Here is a 17,225-nt window from a genome sequence, read left to right on the forward strand (position 1 = left end):
GATCTGGGACTTCTGTGGTCCAGTCTCCCGCCCCATCGTGGTGGGTGCACCGCAAATCGAAAAGCGTCCAACGGAGGTCGTCATGGCTGACACCCGCGCGCTCGCGCAAAGCCACCTGTTCCCACACTTCACCCGTGGCCAGGTGTGGCGCGACAACAGCCTGCCCATCATCGAACGTGGCCAGGGCTGCTATCTGTATGACGACTCGGGCCGCAAGTTCCTCGACGGCCTTGCCGGTCTCTTCTGCGTCAACATCGGCCACGGTCGCAGCGACATACCTGCTGCAGCCGCCAAGCAGATGGAAACCCTTGCCTACTGGACCAATTGGTCCGCGGCACACCCGATGGCGGCCGAGGCCGCGGCGACGATCGCCGGTCATGCGCCGGGTGACTTGAATACCGTCTTCTTCGTCAACTCCGGCTCCGAGGCAGTCGAGTCGGCGGTGAAGTTCGCCCGGCAGTACTGGCGCAGCCAGGGGCAGCCGGAGCGCACCAAGATCCTGTCCCGCGAGATGGCCTACCACGGCACGACGCTCGGCGCCCTTGCCGTCACTGCGATCCCGAAGTACAAGGAGCCGTTCGGGCCGCTCATGCCCGGTGTGCGGCACTTCCCCAACACCCTCGGAGAGCAGGTGCCGGAGGGCGGCACCGCCGCCGACCTGCCGTCGCTGCGCGCGCTGGTGGACATCATCGAGGAGGAGGGCCCGCACACCATCGCCGCGATCTTCGCCGAGCCGGTGCAGAACTCCCGCGGTGCGCTCGTGCCGCCGGATGGCTACTGGCGCGAACTGCGAGCAATCGCAGACAGATACGGCATCCTGCTGGTTGCGGACGAGGTGATCTGCGCCTACGGCCGGCTCGGGGAGTGGTTCGGATCCGCCAAGTATGGCGTGACGCCCGACCTGATCACCTTCGCGAAGGGGTCGACGTCCGGCTACGCACCACTCGGTGGCGTGCTGATCCGGGAACCGCTCGCCCAGGCACTGCTCGACTCACCGTCGGCCGGCATGTTCACCCACGGTGCGACCTGGGGCGGTCACCCGGTCTCGACCGCGGTCGCCCTCACCAACCTCAACGCGCTCGACGAGGAGCAGGTGCTGGCGGGAGTGCGGGACAACGAGCCGTACTTCCAGCAACAACTCGACCAGTTGGTGCAGGCACACCCGACGCTCGCCGAGTGGCGCGGCACGGGGTACTTCTATGCACTCGAGCTGACCGGTGACCGGGAGTCGGGCCGGGAGCTGACCACGGACCAGGCGGGTGCGTTGGTGCGCGAGGTGATGCCAGCCGCCATGCGTGACGTCGGTCTGATCACCCGCCCGGACGACCGCGGCGCGACCATGCTGATGCTCTCCCCGCCGCTGATCGCCGACCGCGAGGTGCTCGATCACCTCTTCCGGTGCGTCGACTCCGTGCTCACCGCCACCGACAGCTACGTGCGGTCCTGAATCTTCCACATCTGATCGACCAGAAAGCGAGAAAACCATGCGCATCGGCGTCCCCGCTGAGGTGAAGAACCACGAATATCGAGTTGCCGCAACGCCAGCCGGCGTCCATGAGCTGACCGAGCACGGACACAGCGTCTACGTCCAGCAAGGTGCCGGTGAGGGATCGTCGATCACCGATACCGAGTTCGAAGCGGCGGGTGCCCAGCTCGTGCCGACCGCCGAGGAGACCTGGGGCATCGCCGAGATGGTACTGAAGGTCAAGGAGCCGATCGCATCGGAATACCACCTGCTGCGTAAGGACCTGACGCTCTTCACCTACCTGCACCTCGCAGCCAGCGGGGAGTGCACCGACGCGCTGGTGTCGGCCGGCACCACCGGAATCGCATACGAGACAGTGCAGTTGAGGAACGGCGCACTGCCGCTGCTCTACCCGATGAGCGAGGTAGCCGGCTGCCTGGCGCCGCAGGAGGGCGCGCACCACCTGATGAAGGCACAGGGTGGACGCGGCGTGCTGCTCGGCGGGGTGTCCGGAGTCCGCCCCGCCAAGGTCGTCGTGCTGGGAGCCGGCGTGTCCGGCATGAACGCGATCGCGATGGCGGTCGGCATGTGGGCCGACGTCACCGTCTTCGACACCAACGTCGACAAGCTGCGCGCTCTGGACCGCCGCTACAACGGCCGGGTCAAGACGCTCGCCGCCAACCGGTTCGACATCGACAAGGCGGTCACCGAGGCCGACCTGGTCATCGGCGCGGTGCTGGTCGCCGGCGCACGCGCTCCGCGACTGGTCACCAACGAGATGGTGAGCCGGATGCGTCCGGGCAGCGTGCTGGTCGACATCGCGATCGACCAGGGCGGTTGCTTCGAGGACTCCCGCCCGACGACGCACGCCGAGCCGACCTTCCAGGTGCACCAGTCGACGTTCTATTGCGTGGCGAATATGCCTGGTGCCGTCGCGAATACCTCAACCTACGCACTGACCAATGTCACCCTGCCCTACGCCGTCGCGCTCGCCGACCAGGGCTGGCAGCAGGCGATGCGCACCGACGCTGCCCTGGCCGGTGGCCTGAACACCTTCGAGGGCCGGGTCACCAACGAGGCGGTCGCGCAGGCACACGGTATGGCGTGGACGCCCATCGCCGAGGTCATCGGCGGATAGGGACCGACAATGACCGACTCACTGAGCCGGACCTGGTCCAAGCGGCTCGCGTCGCTTCGACCGGGTCCGGCGACGGTGCTCCTGCCCGAAGGTGATGACCCGCGCGTTCGGCGAGCGGCCACCCAGCTCCTGGAGCACGGCGTCCGCCCGCTGCTGATCGGTCCGTGGCGAGCTGACCTCCCGCGTGCGCTGGAGTGCCGGTCGGTCTACGAGTGCGAGACCAGCGAGGTGGCCGACCGTCTCGATGCGATCGCCGCCCGTAAGAAGTGGACGGGTGACCGCAGGCGAGCCGCTTCGACCGATCCGCTGCTGCTCGCGGCGGCCTCGGTCGGGGTCGGCGAAGCAGACGCGGCCGTTGCCGGTGCGATCCACGCGTCGGGCGACGTGATCCGCGCCGCGCTCACCGGCATCGGTCTTACGGCTGGCAATTCGCTGCTATCCAGTTGCTTCCTGATGCGGCTGCCCACCGGCCGACTCGTCGCATTCGGCGACTGTGCGGTCGTGCCCGAACCCGACGTGGCGGGCCTGACGGAGATCGCGATCGGCACTGCCGGCACCTTCCGCGCGCTTGCTGCGGAGGAGCCGGCCGTCGCGATGTTGTCCTTCAGCACCAGCGGCAGCGCCGACCACGCCAGCGTCCGCACGGTGCGGGACGCGACGACCGCGATCCGCGGCCGCGAGCCGGACCTGCGCGTCGACGGCGAGCTGCAGTTCGACGCCGCGTTCGCGCCCGCCGTCGGAGCCAGCAAGGCCCCCGGATCCCGCGTCGCCGGCCACGCCAACGTCTTCGTCTTTCCCAACCTGGCTGCGGGCAACATCGGCTACAAGATCGCCGAACGCATAGGCGGCGCAGCGGCATACGGCCCGATCCTGCAGGGGCTTCGCGCCCCGATGAACGACCTGTCCCGCGGCTGCAGCGCCGAGGACGTCGTCAACGTGGCGCTGATCAGCGCGCTGCAGGCAAGCGTGCGGGCGCAGGTCGCCGCCGTCAGCTGAGAACGAGGTCGAGCATCGCGTGCACCAGCCCGGTAGGTAGGTCGTCATCCTCGTCGACCACCCGGGTGCGTCGATAGAAGGGACTCAAGTCGGCGCCGATGCCGATCGCGCCGAGCCGCACCTCGCCGGCCTGCTCGATCCGGTCCGCGACAGCCGTCAGGTGGGCATCGAGGTATGCCGAACCCTCCGCGTCCCGGGTCGCCGTCGACATCGGTCCACCGTCTGAGATCACCACGAGCGTCCGCCGGCGCGCGTCCTGCTGCGCGGCGACACCGGCCGCCCACTGCAGCGCCTCGCCGTCGACGCCCTCGGCGAAGAGCTCCGGGCGCAGCAACGCGGTGAGGCCGCTGCGTCCACGGGCCCACGAAGCGCCGGGCGGCACCAGGACGAGGTGATGCACGCCGCCCAGCCGGCCTGGATGCTCCGGCGCACCAGCCAGCTTCCAGTCACGCGCTGCGGCTCCACCGTGCCAGTCGACGGTGCTGAAACCGAGCACTGTCAACGGGATTCCGGCCAGATCGAGGCCGCGCCCGATGGTGTCGACGAGCGTCGCGACAACGCGGCCGTGAGTGCGCATCGACCCAGAGCAGTCCAGCAGCAGGGTGACGGCGGCGTCAGGGCGCGCGACGGTGTGCCGGGTGCGGAAGATGCCTTCCGTGCTGCCCGAGGCGATGAAACCGCCGAGCCGACCGGCATCCAGCAGGCCCTCTTCCGCTCCACCGCGCCAGTCATCGACGGTGGGCGCCGACAGCCGGCCGGTCACCACACGGGCGATGCGTTGCGGTGCCACCGGCCGGGGCCGCCTGTCGAGTTCGGCCTGCCAGCGGGCACGTTGGTAGGCCCGACCGATCGTGGTCGCGTCCGTGACCCGGTCGTACGCGGTGGTGAACACGCGGTAGTCGGCCAATACCTGGCGCCCCCAGCCGGTTTCGCCGGCCGCGCCGCCAGGTTCGTCGCCGGCGGGCGGCGGCTGCTGCTGGACCAACGGCACGAAACCCAACTGCCGCACCAGGTCGCCGGTCTGCTTGGTCGGCGGGGCGGGGAATCGCGCGGCGAGGACCGCACCGATCAGCCGCGCCCGCTTCGCGAACGCGCGCTGGTCGTGCCGCAACCGGCGCAGCGAGCGCAATGGCGCGCCGATCTCGCCGGCAAGGGCGAAGCGCGTCCCCTCGATCTCGTCCTCCAGCGCCGCCGGGATCGGTATGGCGAGCAGCCGCGATCGCAACAGCACCGCGACCGTGAGCACGTGCAGCCCGAGCTCGGTGTCGGCTGCGCCCGCCGCGTGGGCGGTGTCGAGCCAGGCGTCGAACAATCCGTTGAGGTTGCGCACGGTGCCGGGAAGTGTTGCGGGAGTGAGGGATTCGCAACGCAGCTGTTCGGCGAGTTCGACGACGACGGCGGCGAGCGGGTCGGCCGGCAGCAACTCCTCGTGCACCTGCGCGCTGCTGTGGCGTAGCCGGGCGGCGACCGCATCGGCGACACCGGGCCCGAGCCTCGGGTCGGTGACGGGCGCGGTCGCCACGTGCGCGGCCGACACCGGGCTGCCGGTGCCGGTGACCAGCACCTCGCCGCGCCGGACCAGCCGTGGCACCCGAGACATGGCGCGCGCGGCAGCGGCTGTCGTGTCGGGTGACGACCCGCCTGCTCCGGTCGTCGCCGTCATGCCGTCGCTGGCAGCACGTCGTCGAGATCGGCGTCGAAACACCGCTGGAAGAGCTGCGCGACCAGGGCTCGCTCGTCCTCTGCGCACTTGTTGGTGAAGGACAACCGGAGGGACCGCGCGACGTCGCCGAAGATCTCGACGTTCTCACCCCAGGCGATCACGGTCCGCGGCGACATCAGTGTCGACAGGTCGCCGGCGGCGAAGGCGGAGCGGGTCAGCGCGGCGAATTGCACCATGCCGCTGACCAATTCGTCGCGACCGACCAGGCCCGGCACCTGGCCCACGACGATCTCGGCCTCGCGCTCGGCGGGCAGGTAGTCGAGCGCGGCGACGACCGACCACCGGTCGAGCTGAGCGTGATTGAGGCGTTGCACCCCGTGGTAGAGCCCGCTGGTGTTGCCGAGCCCGACGGTGTTGGCTGTGCCGAAGAGCCGGAAGCCGGGGTGTGGATGCAGCACCCGGCTCTGGTCGAGCAGGGTGAGACTTCCTTCGCGCTCCAGCACCCGCTGCAGCACGAACATCACTTCGGGACGGCCCGCGTCATACTCGTCGAGCAGGAGCGCGACCGGCCGCTGCAGTGCCCACGGCAGGATGCCCTCGGCGAACTCGGTCACCTGCACGCCGTCGCGCAGCACCACCGTGTCGCGCCCGACGAAGTCGAGCCGGGACAGGTGTCCGTCGAGATTGACCCGCACGCACGGCCAGCCGAGCCGCGCCGCGACCTGCTCGACGTGCGTCGACTTGCCGGTGCCGTGCATGCCCTGCACCAGCACCCGCCGGTTGTGTGCGAAGCCGGAGAGGATCGCCAGGGTGACATCGGGGTCGAAGACGTATGCCGGATCGATCTGGGGCACGTGCTCGGCCAGCTCCGGTGGCGGCGTTGCCACCGGCACCCGCATCGAGGTGTCGATGCCGAAAAGCTCTCGCACCTGGGCTGTTTCGGGTGCGTCATTCATCTGTTGCCCTCGCGTTCGATCTCGCGGAGTGCCTCGGCGGCCTTGCGCAGTGGCGGCAGCAGTTGCTCCGCGGCGGCGTCGGGGGCGACGCGCAGCACCGGTGCCTGGGCGGCGACGCACAGGTTGGACCGCTCCCGACCGCCGGGCACTAGCACGGCGACGCACACCAGTCCGGGCAGGTACTCCTCGTTGTCGATCGCGTAACCCTGTGCGGCGATGCGGTCCAGCTCGGCGCCGAACTCGGCGAGGTCGGTGATCGTGTTGGGGGTGTAGCGCTGCAGCGGGACGTGACCGAGCAGCCGTTGCCGTTGATCGGGGTCCAGCTGGGCAAGGATGCGCTTACCGCTTGCGGAGGCGTGCATCGGCACCCGTGATCCGGGGTGCAGCAGGAAACGCAACGGGGCGTCGGTCTCGACCCGGTCGAGATAGACCACCTCGTCGCCGGACAGCGCGGTGATGTTGCAGGTCTCACCCGTCTGGTCCACCAGATGGCGCAGCACCGCGTGCCGGGCGCCGAACTGCACGGTGTTGAGCATCAGCGTCTCGGCGAAATTGCGCAGCCGTGCGCCGGTGCCGTAGTGCCGGCCGTCGGCCTGGCGTACGACGAGGCCGGCGGTTTCGAGCTGTTGCAGCATCCGGTGCACGGTCGCCTTCGGCAGGCCGGTCTCGTCGACCAGGCCCTGCAGCGTGACGAAATGATCCTTGCCGCCGATCAGCTCCAGCAGTGCGAACAACCGCAGCGCCGGGGTCTCGCCGGTGAGCGAATGCTGTGTTGCCAGAACGGGATTGGCGTCGGTGGCGGGGCTGCTCACGTCATACCTCCGAGTTGTGCCGGCAGTCGGGAGATCCGGAAACCGGCACGTGATGGTCCGAAAAACGGGATTTCCTTGACACTAAACGATGGCGCCTCCTACTGTCCAATGTGTTCAGTAATACCGACCGTGAGGTTCCATTTTTCGGGACCATATCGGCGATCAGCATGAAGGAGTCGAGGCGATGACCGACCTGGCAGAAAACATCGAGGAGCAGGTGCTGGAGACGCAGGTCGCCGGCCGCGGCGAGGCGTTCGGCGTACAACGCATGACGCCGTCGGAGGCATTCGTCGAGACGATGGCCGCCAATGGGGTGGACACGATCTTCGGGATCATGGGCTCGGCCTTCATGGACGCGATGGACATCTTTGCGCCGGCCGGCATCCGTCTCGTCCCCGTCGTCCACGAGCAGGGCGCCGCACACATGGCCGACGGTTACGCCCGGGTCAGCGGCCGGCACGGCGTCTGCATCGGGCAGAACGGCCCCGGCATCAGCAACTGTGTCACCGCGATCGCGGCCGCGTTCTGGGCACACAGCCCGGTCGTCATCGTCACCCCGGAGACCGGCACGATGGGGCAGGGCCTGGGTGGCTTCCAGGAGGCCAACCAGCTGCCGATGTTCGCCGAGTTCACCAAATACCAGGGGCACGTCAACAACCCCAAGCGGATGGCGGAGATCACCGCCCGCTGCTTCGACCGGGCGCATTCCGAGATCGGCCCGACCCAGCTGAACATCCCCCGCGACTACTTCTACGGCGAGCTCGAGTGCGAGATCCCGCAGCCGCAGGTGCTCGACCGCGGCCCCGGCGGCGCGCGCTCGCTCGACGAGGCGGCCGATCTGCTCGCCTCCGCGAAGTTCCCGGTGATCGTGTCCGGCGGCGGCGTTGTGATGGCCGACGGTGTCGAGGAGTGCAAGGCGCTCGCCGAGCGTCTGGGCGCGCCGGTGGTCAACTCCTACCTGCACAATGACTCGTTCCCGGCCAGCCACCCGCTGTGGTGCGGTCCCCTCGGCTACCAGGGATCGAAGGCGGCGATGAAGCTGATCAGCCAGGCTGATGTCGTGCTGGCGCTCGGCTCCCGCCTCGGGCCGTTCGGCACCCTGCCGCAGCACGGCATGGACTACTGGCCCAAGGACGCCAAGATCATCCAGGTCGATGCCGATCACAAGATGCTCGGCCTGGTCAAGAAGATCTCGGTCGGCATCTGCGGCGACGCCAAGGCCGCAGCCGAGGCGCTCATCGAGCGACTGGCCGACCGCACACTGGCCGGCGACGCCACCCGCGCCGAGCGGGCCGACCGCATCGCGACCGAAAAGGCTGACTGGGAGCGGGAACTCGACGAGTGGACCCACGAGCGCGACGACTTCAGTCTCGACATGATCGAGGAGGCGAAGGGTGAGGAGGGCAACTGGCTGCACCCGCGCCAGGTGCTGCGTGAGCTTGAGAAGGCAATGCCGCCGCACGCGATGGTGTCGACCGACATCGGCAACATCAACTCGGTCGCCAACTCCTACCTGCGCTTTGAGGAGCCGCGGTCGTTCTTCGCCCCGATGAGCTTCGGCAACTGCGGTTACGCCCTGCCGACGATCATCGGCGCCAAGGCCGCCGCGATGGACCGGCCCGCGATCTCGTATGCCGGGGACGGCGCCTGGTCGATGAGCATGGTCGAGATCATGACCGCGGTGCGGCACCACATCCCGGTCACCTCGATCGTCTTCCACAACCGGCAGTGGGGCGCGGAGAAGAAGAACCAGGTCGACTTCTACAACCGGCGATTCGTCGCCGGCGAGCTGGACAACCCGAGCTTCGCCGAGGTCGCCCGATCGATGGGGGCGCAGGGCGTCACCGTCGACAAGCTCGAGGACGTCGGGCCGGCGCTGCAGGCGGCGGTCAAGGCCCAGCTGGAGGACGGCGTCACCACGGTCATCGAGATCATGTGCACCCGGGAGCTCGGCGACCCGTTCCGCCGGGATGCCCTGTCCAAGCCGGTGCGACTGCTGAAGAAGTACGCCGACTACGTGTGAGGTGTCGGCGCTCCCACCTCATCGGGGGCGGGGGAGTGAGGGGCTCGCCTTGCGTCATACCGGCGCGGGGCGGGCCTTTCGCGGCTTGTGGGCGGACACTGGTGTCCTGGATGTGATCTGGCTCATAACTGGTACCACCATCGGTGCGCTCGTTGGTACTCCCGCCCCCGCCGTGGTGCCGGTCTAATGGCTGAATCGAATCACCAATAACCGCAAACATATTCACCAATCTTTGGGTGCAGACGGTGTCGGCGGGAGACGGAGGCAAGACCTATGGGTGACCTTGATGACACGACCACGGACAGTGGTCTGGGTAAGGGCCTGAAACAACGCCACATGAACCTCATCGCCCTGGGTGGGGTGATCGGAGCGGGTCTGTTCGTCGGCAGTGGCGTGGTCATCGAGGACGCCGGCCCGGCCGCGGTCGTGTCGTTCCTGATTGCCGGCCTGATCACCGTGCTGATCATGCGGATGCTCGCCGAGATGGCCGTCAACAAGCCGGCGCTCGGCTCTTTTTATGTCTACGCTCGCGAATGCCTAGGCCGCAGAGGCGGATTCGCGGTCGGCTGGATGTATTGGTACTTCTTCGTGATCGTCGTGGCCGTCGAGGCTGTCGCCGGCGGGCGCATCCTGCAGCTCTGGGTGCCGAGCGTGCCGCTCTGGGTGCTCAGTCTGGGGCTGATGCTGCTGCTCACCGCCACCAACATGGTCAGCGCGCGCTCCTACGGCGAATTCGAATACTGGTTCTCCTCGATCAAAGTCGTCGCGATCACGCTCTTCCTGCTCGCCGGCATCCTGTGGATCACCGGCCTCTGGCCGGACTCGACCCCGGGCCTTTCCAACCTGGTCGACCACGGCGGCTTCGCGCCGATGGGTTGGGGCGCGGTGCTGGCCGCGGTCGTCCCGTGCGTGGCGTTCTACACCGGCGCCGAGATCGTCACCATCGCCGCGGCCGAGTCGGAGAACCCGGCCCAGGCGATCCACAAGGCGATGCGGTCGATCATCGTGCGGGTCGTCACCTTCTATGTCGGTTCGATCTTCGTCGTGGTCACCGTGCAGGCGTGGAACGCCGAAAATGTCGGCGTCAGCCCGTATGCCGCGGTGCTCGGCGTGCTCGGCATCCCGGCGGTGAGCACGATCATGAACCTCATCGTGCTCACCGCCGTGCTGAGCTGCCTCAACTCCGCGCTCTACACCTCCTCCCGGATGCTGTTCGCGCTCACCCGCAACAACGACGCTCCGCTCGCCTTCACCAAGCTGTCCAAGAGCGGTGTCCCGCGCCGGGCGATCTTCGCCGGCACGCTCGTCGGCTACGTCTCGGTGATTGCCGCCTACGTCTCGCCCGACAAGGTCTTCAACTTCCTGGTCAACTCCTACGGCGCGGTCGCGCTGTTCGTCTACCTGGCGATCGCGGTGTCCCAGGTCGCGCTGCGCCGTCGGCTCGACCGGGAGCTGCCGGGCGGCCCGGTCCTGCGGATGTGGCTCTTCCCGTGGCTGAGCTACCTGACGATCGCGCTCATGGCCGTGGTGATCCTGGCGATGGCCTTCATGGACAAGACCCGCTCGCAGTTCTGGCTCAGCCTGGTCACACTCGCGGTGATCCTCGCGGTCTACGAGTGGTGGTCGCGCCGCCACCCGAGCGTCGGCGAGCAGCGTGCCGTCCCCGGGCCGAACAAGACTGAGCGCCCGGCGCCCGCGTTCGCGATTGTCGACGTGCCGGACAAGTCGGTCAGCGCCCGCAACCGTGCCCGGCGGATGCGTGAGTTGGTCGAGACCCGCCGGCGGGGCGACTGATGCGCGGCCCCCGTCATACCTGAAGGAGGGAGGTGTCGGTCCGACACCTCCCTCCTTGCTCGTATGACGCAGCCCGCTACTCGGCGGCGTGCCGTGGGGTCCGCGTCTCGTCGACGTCGTCGGCGACTGCGTCCTCCGCGGCCTCGTGCCGGCCGGCGGCGGCCGCCACACCAGCGGCGACCGGCTCGTCGGTGGCGGCGGGTGCCCCGGCGTTGGCCGCCGACTCCGACGCGGCCGCGGCCTGCGCCGACTGGGCCCGCAGCTCCACCTGCGGCATGAGCTGCAGCACCAGGAAGCCGATGAACATCACCACTGCCGCGCAGAGGAAGATCATGTCCATCGAGTCGGCGAAGCCGACCTTGAACGGGTGCGTGAGCTTGTCGGAGTACTGCTGCAGCACGTCGGAGTTGTCCTCGACCTGCGAGGAGATCGTGCCGATGATCTTGCGGTTCTCCGGCGAGGCGAGCGACGGGTCGGCCTTGGTCGCCGCGGTCAGCGCATCCTTGATCTTGTCGCCGACCGTGCTGAACAGGATCGACAGGAAGATCGCGACGCCGAGCGTGCCGCCGACCTGGCGGAAGAAGGTCGCCGCCGAGGTGGCAACGCCGATCTCGCGCGGCGGCACGGCGTTTTGCACGATGAGCGTCAGCGGCTGCATGCAGTTACCGAGGCCGAGGCCGACGATGAACATGAAGACCATGACCAGCGGCAGGGCGGTGTCCGCGCTGATCCGCCACAGCAGCAGCAGGCCGATCGTCGCGACCAGCGTGCCGATGATCGGGAAGATGCGGATCTTGCCGGTGCGGGCGGTGATCTGACCGGAGATGATCGCGGCCAGCATCAGGCCGCCGACCATCGGCAGCATCATCAGACCGGACTGGATCGGCGAGGCGCCGTGCACGATCTGCATGTAGAGCGGCAGCACAGTGATGCCACCGAACATGCCCATGCCGACGATCACGCTGGCGACGATGGTCACCGAGGCGGCGCGCAGCCGGAAGATGCGCAACGGGATCAGCGCGTCCTGCTTCATCATCCGCTCGACGAGCACGAAGGCAATCAGGCCGATCGCACCGATCACGTAGCACAGCAGCGCCCGGCCGGAGCCCCAGCCCCAGGAGCGACCCTGCTCGGCGACGGTCAGCAGCGGCACCAGGCAGACCACGAGCGCGGCGGCACCCCACCAGTCGATGCGCGCCTCGCGGCGGTTGTGCGGCAGGTGCAGGGTCGCGGAGACCACGAAGAGCGCGATGATGCCGATCGGCACGTTCACGAGGAACACCCAGCGCCAGCCGGTGATCCCGAGGAAGGTGTTGGTCTCGGCGAGGATGCCGCCGATGACCGGGCCGAGCACCGAGGAGGTGCCGAAGGTCGCCATGAAGTAACCGGTGTACTTCGCGCGCTCACGCGGCGGCACCAGGTCACCGATGATCGCCAGCACCAGCGTCATCAGGCCGCCGGCGCCGATGCCCTGGATGGCGCGGAACGCCGCGAGCATGTACATCGAGGTGGCGAACGAACACAGCGCCGACCCGATGATGAAGACGGTGATCGCGAAGAGGAAGAGCTTCTTGCGGCCGTAGAGGTCGCCGAGCTTGCCGTAGATCGGGGTCGCGATCGTCGAGGTGATCAGGTAGGCCGTGGTCACCCATGCCTGCACGGACAGGCCGTGCAGGTCATCGGAGATCGTCCGGATCGCCGTGCTGACGATCGTCTGGTCGAGCGCGGCCAGGAACATGCCGAGCATCAGACCTGACAGGATTGTCAGGATCTGCCGGTGACTGTATTCACCGTCCGTGGGGGCCTTGGCGGCCGCCGTCTGGGTGGTCACGAAACATCCTTTCGGGAGTCGGGGATTGGTGGGTATTCCGGGAGCTCGCCGCCGGCGGCGCGCAGCCGGCCCAGTTCTGCGCCGAGTTGGTCGACGAACCGCCGCAGGTGCGCTGCGAAGTCGCGGGCCTCGTCGTTGTCCCAGCTCTCCAGCAGGGTCTGGAACCACATGCCGCGCCCGACCTGCAGGCGCTCGACGAGCGACTCGCCGGCGGGGGTGAGGGCCACCCGTTGCGCCCGGCGGTCGTCCGGGTCGGAGACCTTGGCGACCAACCCGTGGGAGACCAGGTTGGTCACCTGCCGGCTCACCGTCGACACGTCGGAGTGGATCAGCTCGGCCAGCGCCGACACCCGTGCCGGGCCCTTCGTCAGCGCGAAGATCAGCGGGTATGACGAGGGCTCCGCCCCGGCGTGCACTCGCGGGGAGTGCGCTCGCAGCGACTCGACCTTCTTCACCATGTGGATGAGTTCGGTCGACAGCTCCATCGCGACATCGTGGTCGATGGGCATGCTGCAGATCCTTCGTGCGAGGCGGGTAACGGCTGACGAACACCCGTAAGAGAGGGAGCAGCCCAGTCAAGCAGAATTTGCTTGCGGCACACAACTATATGTATCGGTGCTCGATGCACCAAATCGACGGCCGCAGCGGCTCAGGGCGTGATCGCGAGCTCGTCCAGCACCTTGGCGGCAATCGTCTCGTCACCCTCGACCGAGTAGCGCAACTGCGCGGTCGCCACCCGTCCGGCGCCGCGGCGGGTCAGCGCCTCGGTGGTTAGGCGAATGGTGGTGATCGAGCCAGGTGGCACGACGATCACCTCGCCGGTGCTCTCGTCGGTCTCGTCCACGTGTGCCTGCCCGGAGAAGAGCGGCTCGCCCCAGAGGGAGCCGTCGCCCTTGGGCGTGACCCGCACCCCTTCCCGGGCAAGGACGGGACCGGTGCTCTCGATGATCACCGAGGTGCCCGGTTCCAGTCCGGCGAGCGCGGCGCGGCGCGGGAAGCCACGTAGGACTCTGGCGACGAATTCGGCCGCGGCCGGGGAGTCGAGGTTGCCTGGCCGGTCGAGCGCCTCGCGCAGGTCCTGCTCGTGCACCCAGATGTCGATGATGCGCAGCCCCAGCAGGTCGCCGAGGGTGGTCGTGCCGCCGAGCGGCCCGGCGATCTCGGTCTCCAGCGTGAGCTCCGGGTCGCGCAGCGCGCGCAGCCGCCGGGGCAGTAGGTGCTTCCACTCGGCCACCACCTCGCTGCCCGGCCGGTCCCGCCGCAACTGCACCGACTGCTCGATGGCGCGGCCCATGTCGTGCCGCAGCCAGGGGTGGTCGGGCACCTCCACCGCGGGATCCGGGTTGCCGGCGAGCGCACTCTCGACCCCGACGACGTGCGAAATCTGGTCCTTCACCGTCCATCCCGGCGCCTGAGTCGGCTTGTCGAAATCCTCCGGGCGGCAGGTGAATCCGAGGTCGAGCACGGCTTGTGCGGTGTTGGCGTAGGCCTCGACGAGTTCGGAGAGACCCTCGGGCGGGAGCGAGCGCGTCGGCATACGCCCAACGTAACCGGTGTGGACGGCCGGCAAACCAAAGTCGGCATTCACGCCCGCACGACATACGCTCATGCCGTGACCGACAAGCCCGCCGCAGCCCCGCACTCTCGGCCGCTCGCCATCGCCGCCGCGGTCGTGACGGGGCTCGCCGCGTGCGCCGTCACGCTGCAGTTCACCGGCGCGACCAAGCCGCTGCAACTGCTCGACCCCGGCGCCGTGGTGCGGTGGGGCATCCCACTGACCACCACGGTGTTCCAGTTCGCCGCCGCGACCACGATCGGGTTGCTGCTGCTCGGCGGGCTGCTGATGCCGGAGGGAAAGCGGTCGGCACGGCGTTTCCGCACCGGCCGGTATGCCGGCTGGGCCGCGCTCATTTGGGGCCTCGCCGGGATCGCCGGCGTGCTGCTCAGCTACTCCGACATCTCCGGGGTGCACCTCGGAGCGGCTGGTTACTGGTCCGGGGCCTGGGACTCCACGTGGCAGCTCGAGCTGCTGCGGGCGCCGGCGATCACCGCGATCGCCGCGCTCGTCATCGCCGCCGTCGCCTTCGCCGGGGTGGGCCGAGGCGGTCAGGCGTGGTTGTTCTTCGTCTCGGTCGTCGCGCTCTTCCCGATGGCGCTCATCGGCCACGCGGCCACCAGCACCGACCACGACGCGGCGGTCAACTCCCTGCTCTTCCACCTGATCGGCGTCGCGATCTGGGTCGGCGGCCTGCTCGCGCTGACCCTGATGTGGTCCCGGCTCGGCAAGGGTGCCGCCGACGTGATCGCGCGCTTCTCGGTAATTGCCACCTGGTGCTACGTCGCCGTCGGGCTGTCCGGGCTGCTCAACGCGTGGATCCGGCTGGGCGGATTCGGCGGGCTGGACAGTAAATACGGCGTCGTCATACTCGCCAAAATTGTTGCGCTGCTCGGGCTCGGGGTCTTTGGCTGGTTCCAGCGGCAGCGGGTGGTCGACCGGCTGCGCGCCGACGGCGGCTCGACCCCGGCCCGGTCGGCGTTCGTGCGACTCGCCCTCGTCGAGGCGCTGGTCATGGGCGTTGCGGTCGGGCTCGGTGCCGCGCTCTCGCGCTCCGAACCTCCGGTGGGTGGGGAGTCCGAGCTCAAGACCACCGACCGGGTGTTCTCGCTCACCGGCTACCCGACCCCGCCGCGACCGGACCTCGCGCGTTGGTTCACCCAGTGGAGCGTGGAGTGGCTTTTCACCACGCTCGCGGTCGTCGCGATCGGCGTCTACCTGCATTGGGTATGGCGCCTGCACCGCCGCGGCGACCGCTGGCCGATCGCCCGGACGATCTGCTGGGTGGCCGGCTGGCTGGTGTTCCTCTACTTGATCGACGGCGCCCCGGCGATCTACGGCCGGGTGATGTTCTCGGCGCACATGCTGATGCACATGGGCATCGCGATGTTCGTGCCGATCCTGCTGGTGCGCGGCGGGGTGATCACGCTGGCCCTGCGTGCGCTGCCGCGGCGGCACGACGGCACGCTCGGGCTGCGCGAGCTGATCCTTGCGGTCGTGCATTCCCGGGTCTTCGCGGTCTTCGCCAACCCGATCGTGGCGGCGGTCTTCATGCTCGGCACGCTGATCGGCTTCTACTACTCGCCGTGGTTCGACCAGTCGCTCACCACCCACACCGGGCACGTGCTGATGGTCGTGCACTTCCTGCTCAGCGGTTACGTCTACGCCTACTCGCTCGTCGGCATCGACCCCGGGCCGCCGCGATGGTCGCCGCCGCTGCGCATGCTGGTGCTGCTGGTCACGATCGCGTTCCACGCCTTCTTCGGGGTGGCGCTGATGACCGGCACCACGCTGCTCGCGCCCGACTTCTTCTCGGTGCTCGACCTGTCCTGGGTGGCCGACCCGATCCTCGACCAGCAGCGTGGCGGCACGGTCACCTGGGGTGCCGGTGAGCTGCCCAGCTTCGTGCTCGCGATGCTGATCGCCTACGAGTGGTACCGCCAGGACGAGGCCGAGGGTCGCCGGGCCGAGCGCCGGGCCGACCGGGACGGCGATGCCGAGCTTCGCGCCTACAACGAATACCTCTCTTCGCGTGCCCGCCAGGGCGCCGGCAACAAGGAGGACTGATGCGCATCTGCCTTATCCAACTCGCGTATGACGACAACGAGTCGCTCACCGCACGCACCCGCCGGGTCGTCGGGCTGATCCGCGAGCAGGCCGGCGCGGACCTGGTGGTGCTGCCTGAGTTGTGGTCGGCGGGCGGCTTCGCCTACCGGGAGTGGCCGCAGCGGTCGCAGGACGTCGCCGGCGAGGTGGCGCAGGCGCTCGCGGCTGCGGCGGCGGACACCAAGGTCTGGCTGCACGGCGGGTCGATCGCCGAACACCCGGCATCCGGTGAGGCCGGCCCGGAGGGCAAGTCGTTGTGGAACACCTCGCTGGTGTTCTCACCCTCCGGCGAGTTGCTCGCGACCTACCGCAAGATCCACCGGTTCGGTTTCGCCGGCGGCGAGCCGAAGCTGATGGAGGCCGGCACCGACCTGGTCTTTCTCGATGCGGAGGGGCTGCGCGCCGGGCTGTCGACGTGTTACGACCTGCGCTTCCCCGAGCTCTATCGGGCGCAACTGGACCAGGGTGCGACGGCCTTCGTCATACCTGCTGCGTGGCCGATGGCGCGGGTCGACGCCTGGCAGCTGCTGCTGCGGGCGCGTGCGGTGGAGAACCAGTGCCTGGTGCTCGGCTGCAACACCGCCGGCACGCACGCGGGCACCCAGATGGGCGGCCACAGCGCGGTCGTCGCACCGACCGGCGAGGTGCTCGCCGAGGCGGGCGACGAGCAGGAGATGCTGCGTGTGGACTACGACGTGACGTCGATCGGGCAGTTCCGCGCCGACTTCCCGGTGCTCGCGGATCGCCGGCTCTGAGTCAGGAGGCCGGCGGCGCCCTACGCGGGGGCGGGCATTTGGGACCGGGCGTTTCTCACCGAAAAGGTGCCTGTGTCCGCGGGGGCGGGCGTTTGGGACCGGGCGTTTCTCACCGAAAACGTGCCTGTGTC

At 68.8% G+C, this 17,225-nt stretch carries 13 protein-coding genes; 7 read left to right on the forward strand and 6 right to left on the reverse strand.

Annotated features, from left to right (window positions below; genetic code table 11):
• The first annotated feature begins 82 nt into the window (after window positions 1-82).
• The 3 genes from N2M23_RS09900 to N2M23_RS09910 are packed head-to-tail and all read left to right on the forward strand — an operon-like array spanning window position 83 to window position 3,599.
• The gene (locus N2M23_RS09900; protein WP_265445196.1) at window positions 83-1,447 is read left to right on the forward strand and encodes an aspartate aminotransferase family protein; all 1,365 of its coding nucleotides are present in this window, start codon (window positions 83-85) and stop codon (window positions 1,445-1,447) included.
• A 37-nt stretch (window positions 1,448-1,484) separates the two neighbouring features.
• The gene (ald, locus tag N2M23_RS09905) at window positions 1,485-2,603 is read left to right on the forward strand and encodes an alanine dehydrogenase (RefSeq protein WP_265445197.1); all 1,119 of its coding nucleotides are present in this window, start codon (window positions 1,485-1,487) and stop codon (window positions 2,601-2,603) included.
• Window positions 2,604-2,612: 9 nt separating this feature from the next.
• Complete coding sequence (locus tag N2M23_RS09910; RefSeq protein ID WP_265445198.1) at window positions 2,613-3,599, forward strand: phosphotransacetylase; 987 nt, start codon at window positions 2,613-2,615, stop codon at window positions 3,597-3,599.
• On the opposite strand, the gene N2M23_RS09915 is transcribed toward N2M23_RS09910, so the two are convergent.
• The 3 genes from N2M23_RS09915 to N2M23_RS09925 are packed head-to-tail and all read right to left on the reverse strand — an operon-like array spanning window position 3,592 to window position 7,030.
• A complete protein-coding gene (locus N2M23_RS09915) occupies window positions 3,592-5,262 on the reverse strand; it encodes a cobaltochelatase CobT-related protein (protein WP_265445199.1) in 1,671 nt (556 codons plus the stop codon). The two genes, N2M23_RS09910 and N2M23_RS09915, sit on opposite strands and share 8 nt — an antisense overlap.
• Window positions 5,259-6,218: an AAA family ATPase gene (locus N2M23_RS09920; RefSeq protein WP_265445200.1), complete on the reverse strand. Its 960-nt coding sequence runs from the start codon at window positions 6,216-6,218 to the stop codon at window positions 5,259-5,261. The genes N2M23_RS09915 and N2M23_RS09920 overlap by 4 nt, the downstream gene beginning before the upstream one ends.
• A complete protein-coding gene (locus N2M23_RS09925; protein WP_265445202.1) occupies window positions 6,215-7,030 on the reverse strand; it encodes an IclR family transcriptional regulator in 816 nt (271 codons plus the stop codon). The genes N2M23_RS09920 and N2M23_RS09925 overlap by 4 nt, the downstream gene beginning before the upstream one ends.
• A gap of 184 nt (window positions 7,031-7,214) precedes the next feature.
• Here N2M23_RS09925 and xsc point away from each other — a divergent pair, with 184 nt between their 5' ends.
• Complete coding sequence (gene xsc, locus N2M23_RS09930; protein ID WP_265445204.1) at window positions 7,215-9,053, forward strand: sulfoacetaldehyde acetyltransferase; 1,839 nt, start codon at window positions 7,215-7,217, stop codon at window positions 9,051-9,053.
• 273 nt (window positions 9,054-9,326) lie between these two features.
• Window positions 9,327-10,847 carry an amino acid permease gene (locus N2M23_RS09935; protein ID WP_265445206.1) on the forward strand — a complete coding sequence of 507 codons (1,521 nt, stop codon included), beginning with the start codon at window positions 9,327-9,329 and terminating at the stop codon, window positions 10,845-10,847.
• A 76-nt stretch (window positions 10,848-10,923) separates the two neighbouring features.
• Here N2M23_RS09935 and N2M23_RS09940 read toward each other — a convergent pair whose 3' ends face one another.
• The 3 genes from N2M23_RS09940 to N2M23_RS09950 all read right to left on the reverse strand — a co-directional run bounded on the left by N2M23_RS09940 (window position 10,924) and on the right by N2M23_RS09950 (window position 14,215).
• On the reverse strand, window positions 10,924-12,678 hold the full coding sequence (locus tag N2M23_RS09940; RefSeq protein ID WP_265445207.1) for an MDR family MFS transporter: 1,755 nt from the start codon (window positions 12,676-12,678) through the stop codon (window positions 10,924-10,926).
• Window positions 12,675-13,187 (reverse strand): MarR family winged helix-turn-helix transcriptional regulator, encoded by a 513-nt coding sequence (locus tag N2M23_RS09945; RefSeq protein WP_265445208.1) that lies wholly within the window; start codon window positions 13,185-13,187, stop codon window positions 12,675-12,677. The genes N2M23_RS09940 and N2M23_RS09945 overlap by 4 nt, the downstream gene beginning before the upstream one ends.
• A 140-nt stretch (window positions 13,188-13,327) precedes the next feature.
• Entirely contained in the window at window positions 13,328-14,215 is an 888-nt protein-coding gene (locus N2M23_RS09950; RefSeq protein ID WP_265445210.1) for a maleylpyruvate isomerase family mycothiol-dependent enzyme, read from the reverse strand.
• Between the two features lie 75 nt (window positions 14,216-14,290).
• Between N2M23_RS09950 and N2M23_RS09955 the strand changes: the two genes are divergently transcribed.
• On the forward strand, window positions 14,291-16,300 hold the full coding sequence (locus tag N2M23_RS09955) for a bifunctional copper resistance protein CopD/cytochrome c oxidase assembly protein (RefSeq protein WP_265445212.1): 2,010 nt from the start codon (window positions 14,291-14,293) through the stop codon (window positions 16,298-16,300).
• Entirely contained in the window at window positions 16,300-17,094 is a 795-nt protein-coding gene (locus N2M23_RS09960; RefSeq protein WP_265445213.1) for a carbon-nitrogen family hydrolase, read from the forward strand. Before N2M23_RS09955 ends, N2M23_RS09960 begins: the two co-directional genes overlap by 1 nt.
• Window positions 17,095-17,225: the final 131 nt, after the last annotated feature.

It is taken from the genome of Flexivirga meconopsidis, from assembly GCF_026162425.1.
Classification (GTDB): domain Bacteria; phylum Actinomycetota; class Actinomycetes; order Actinomycetales; family Dermatophilaceae; genus Flexivirga; species Flexivirga meconopsidis.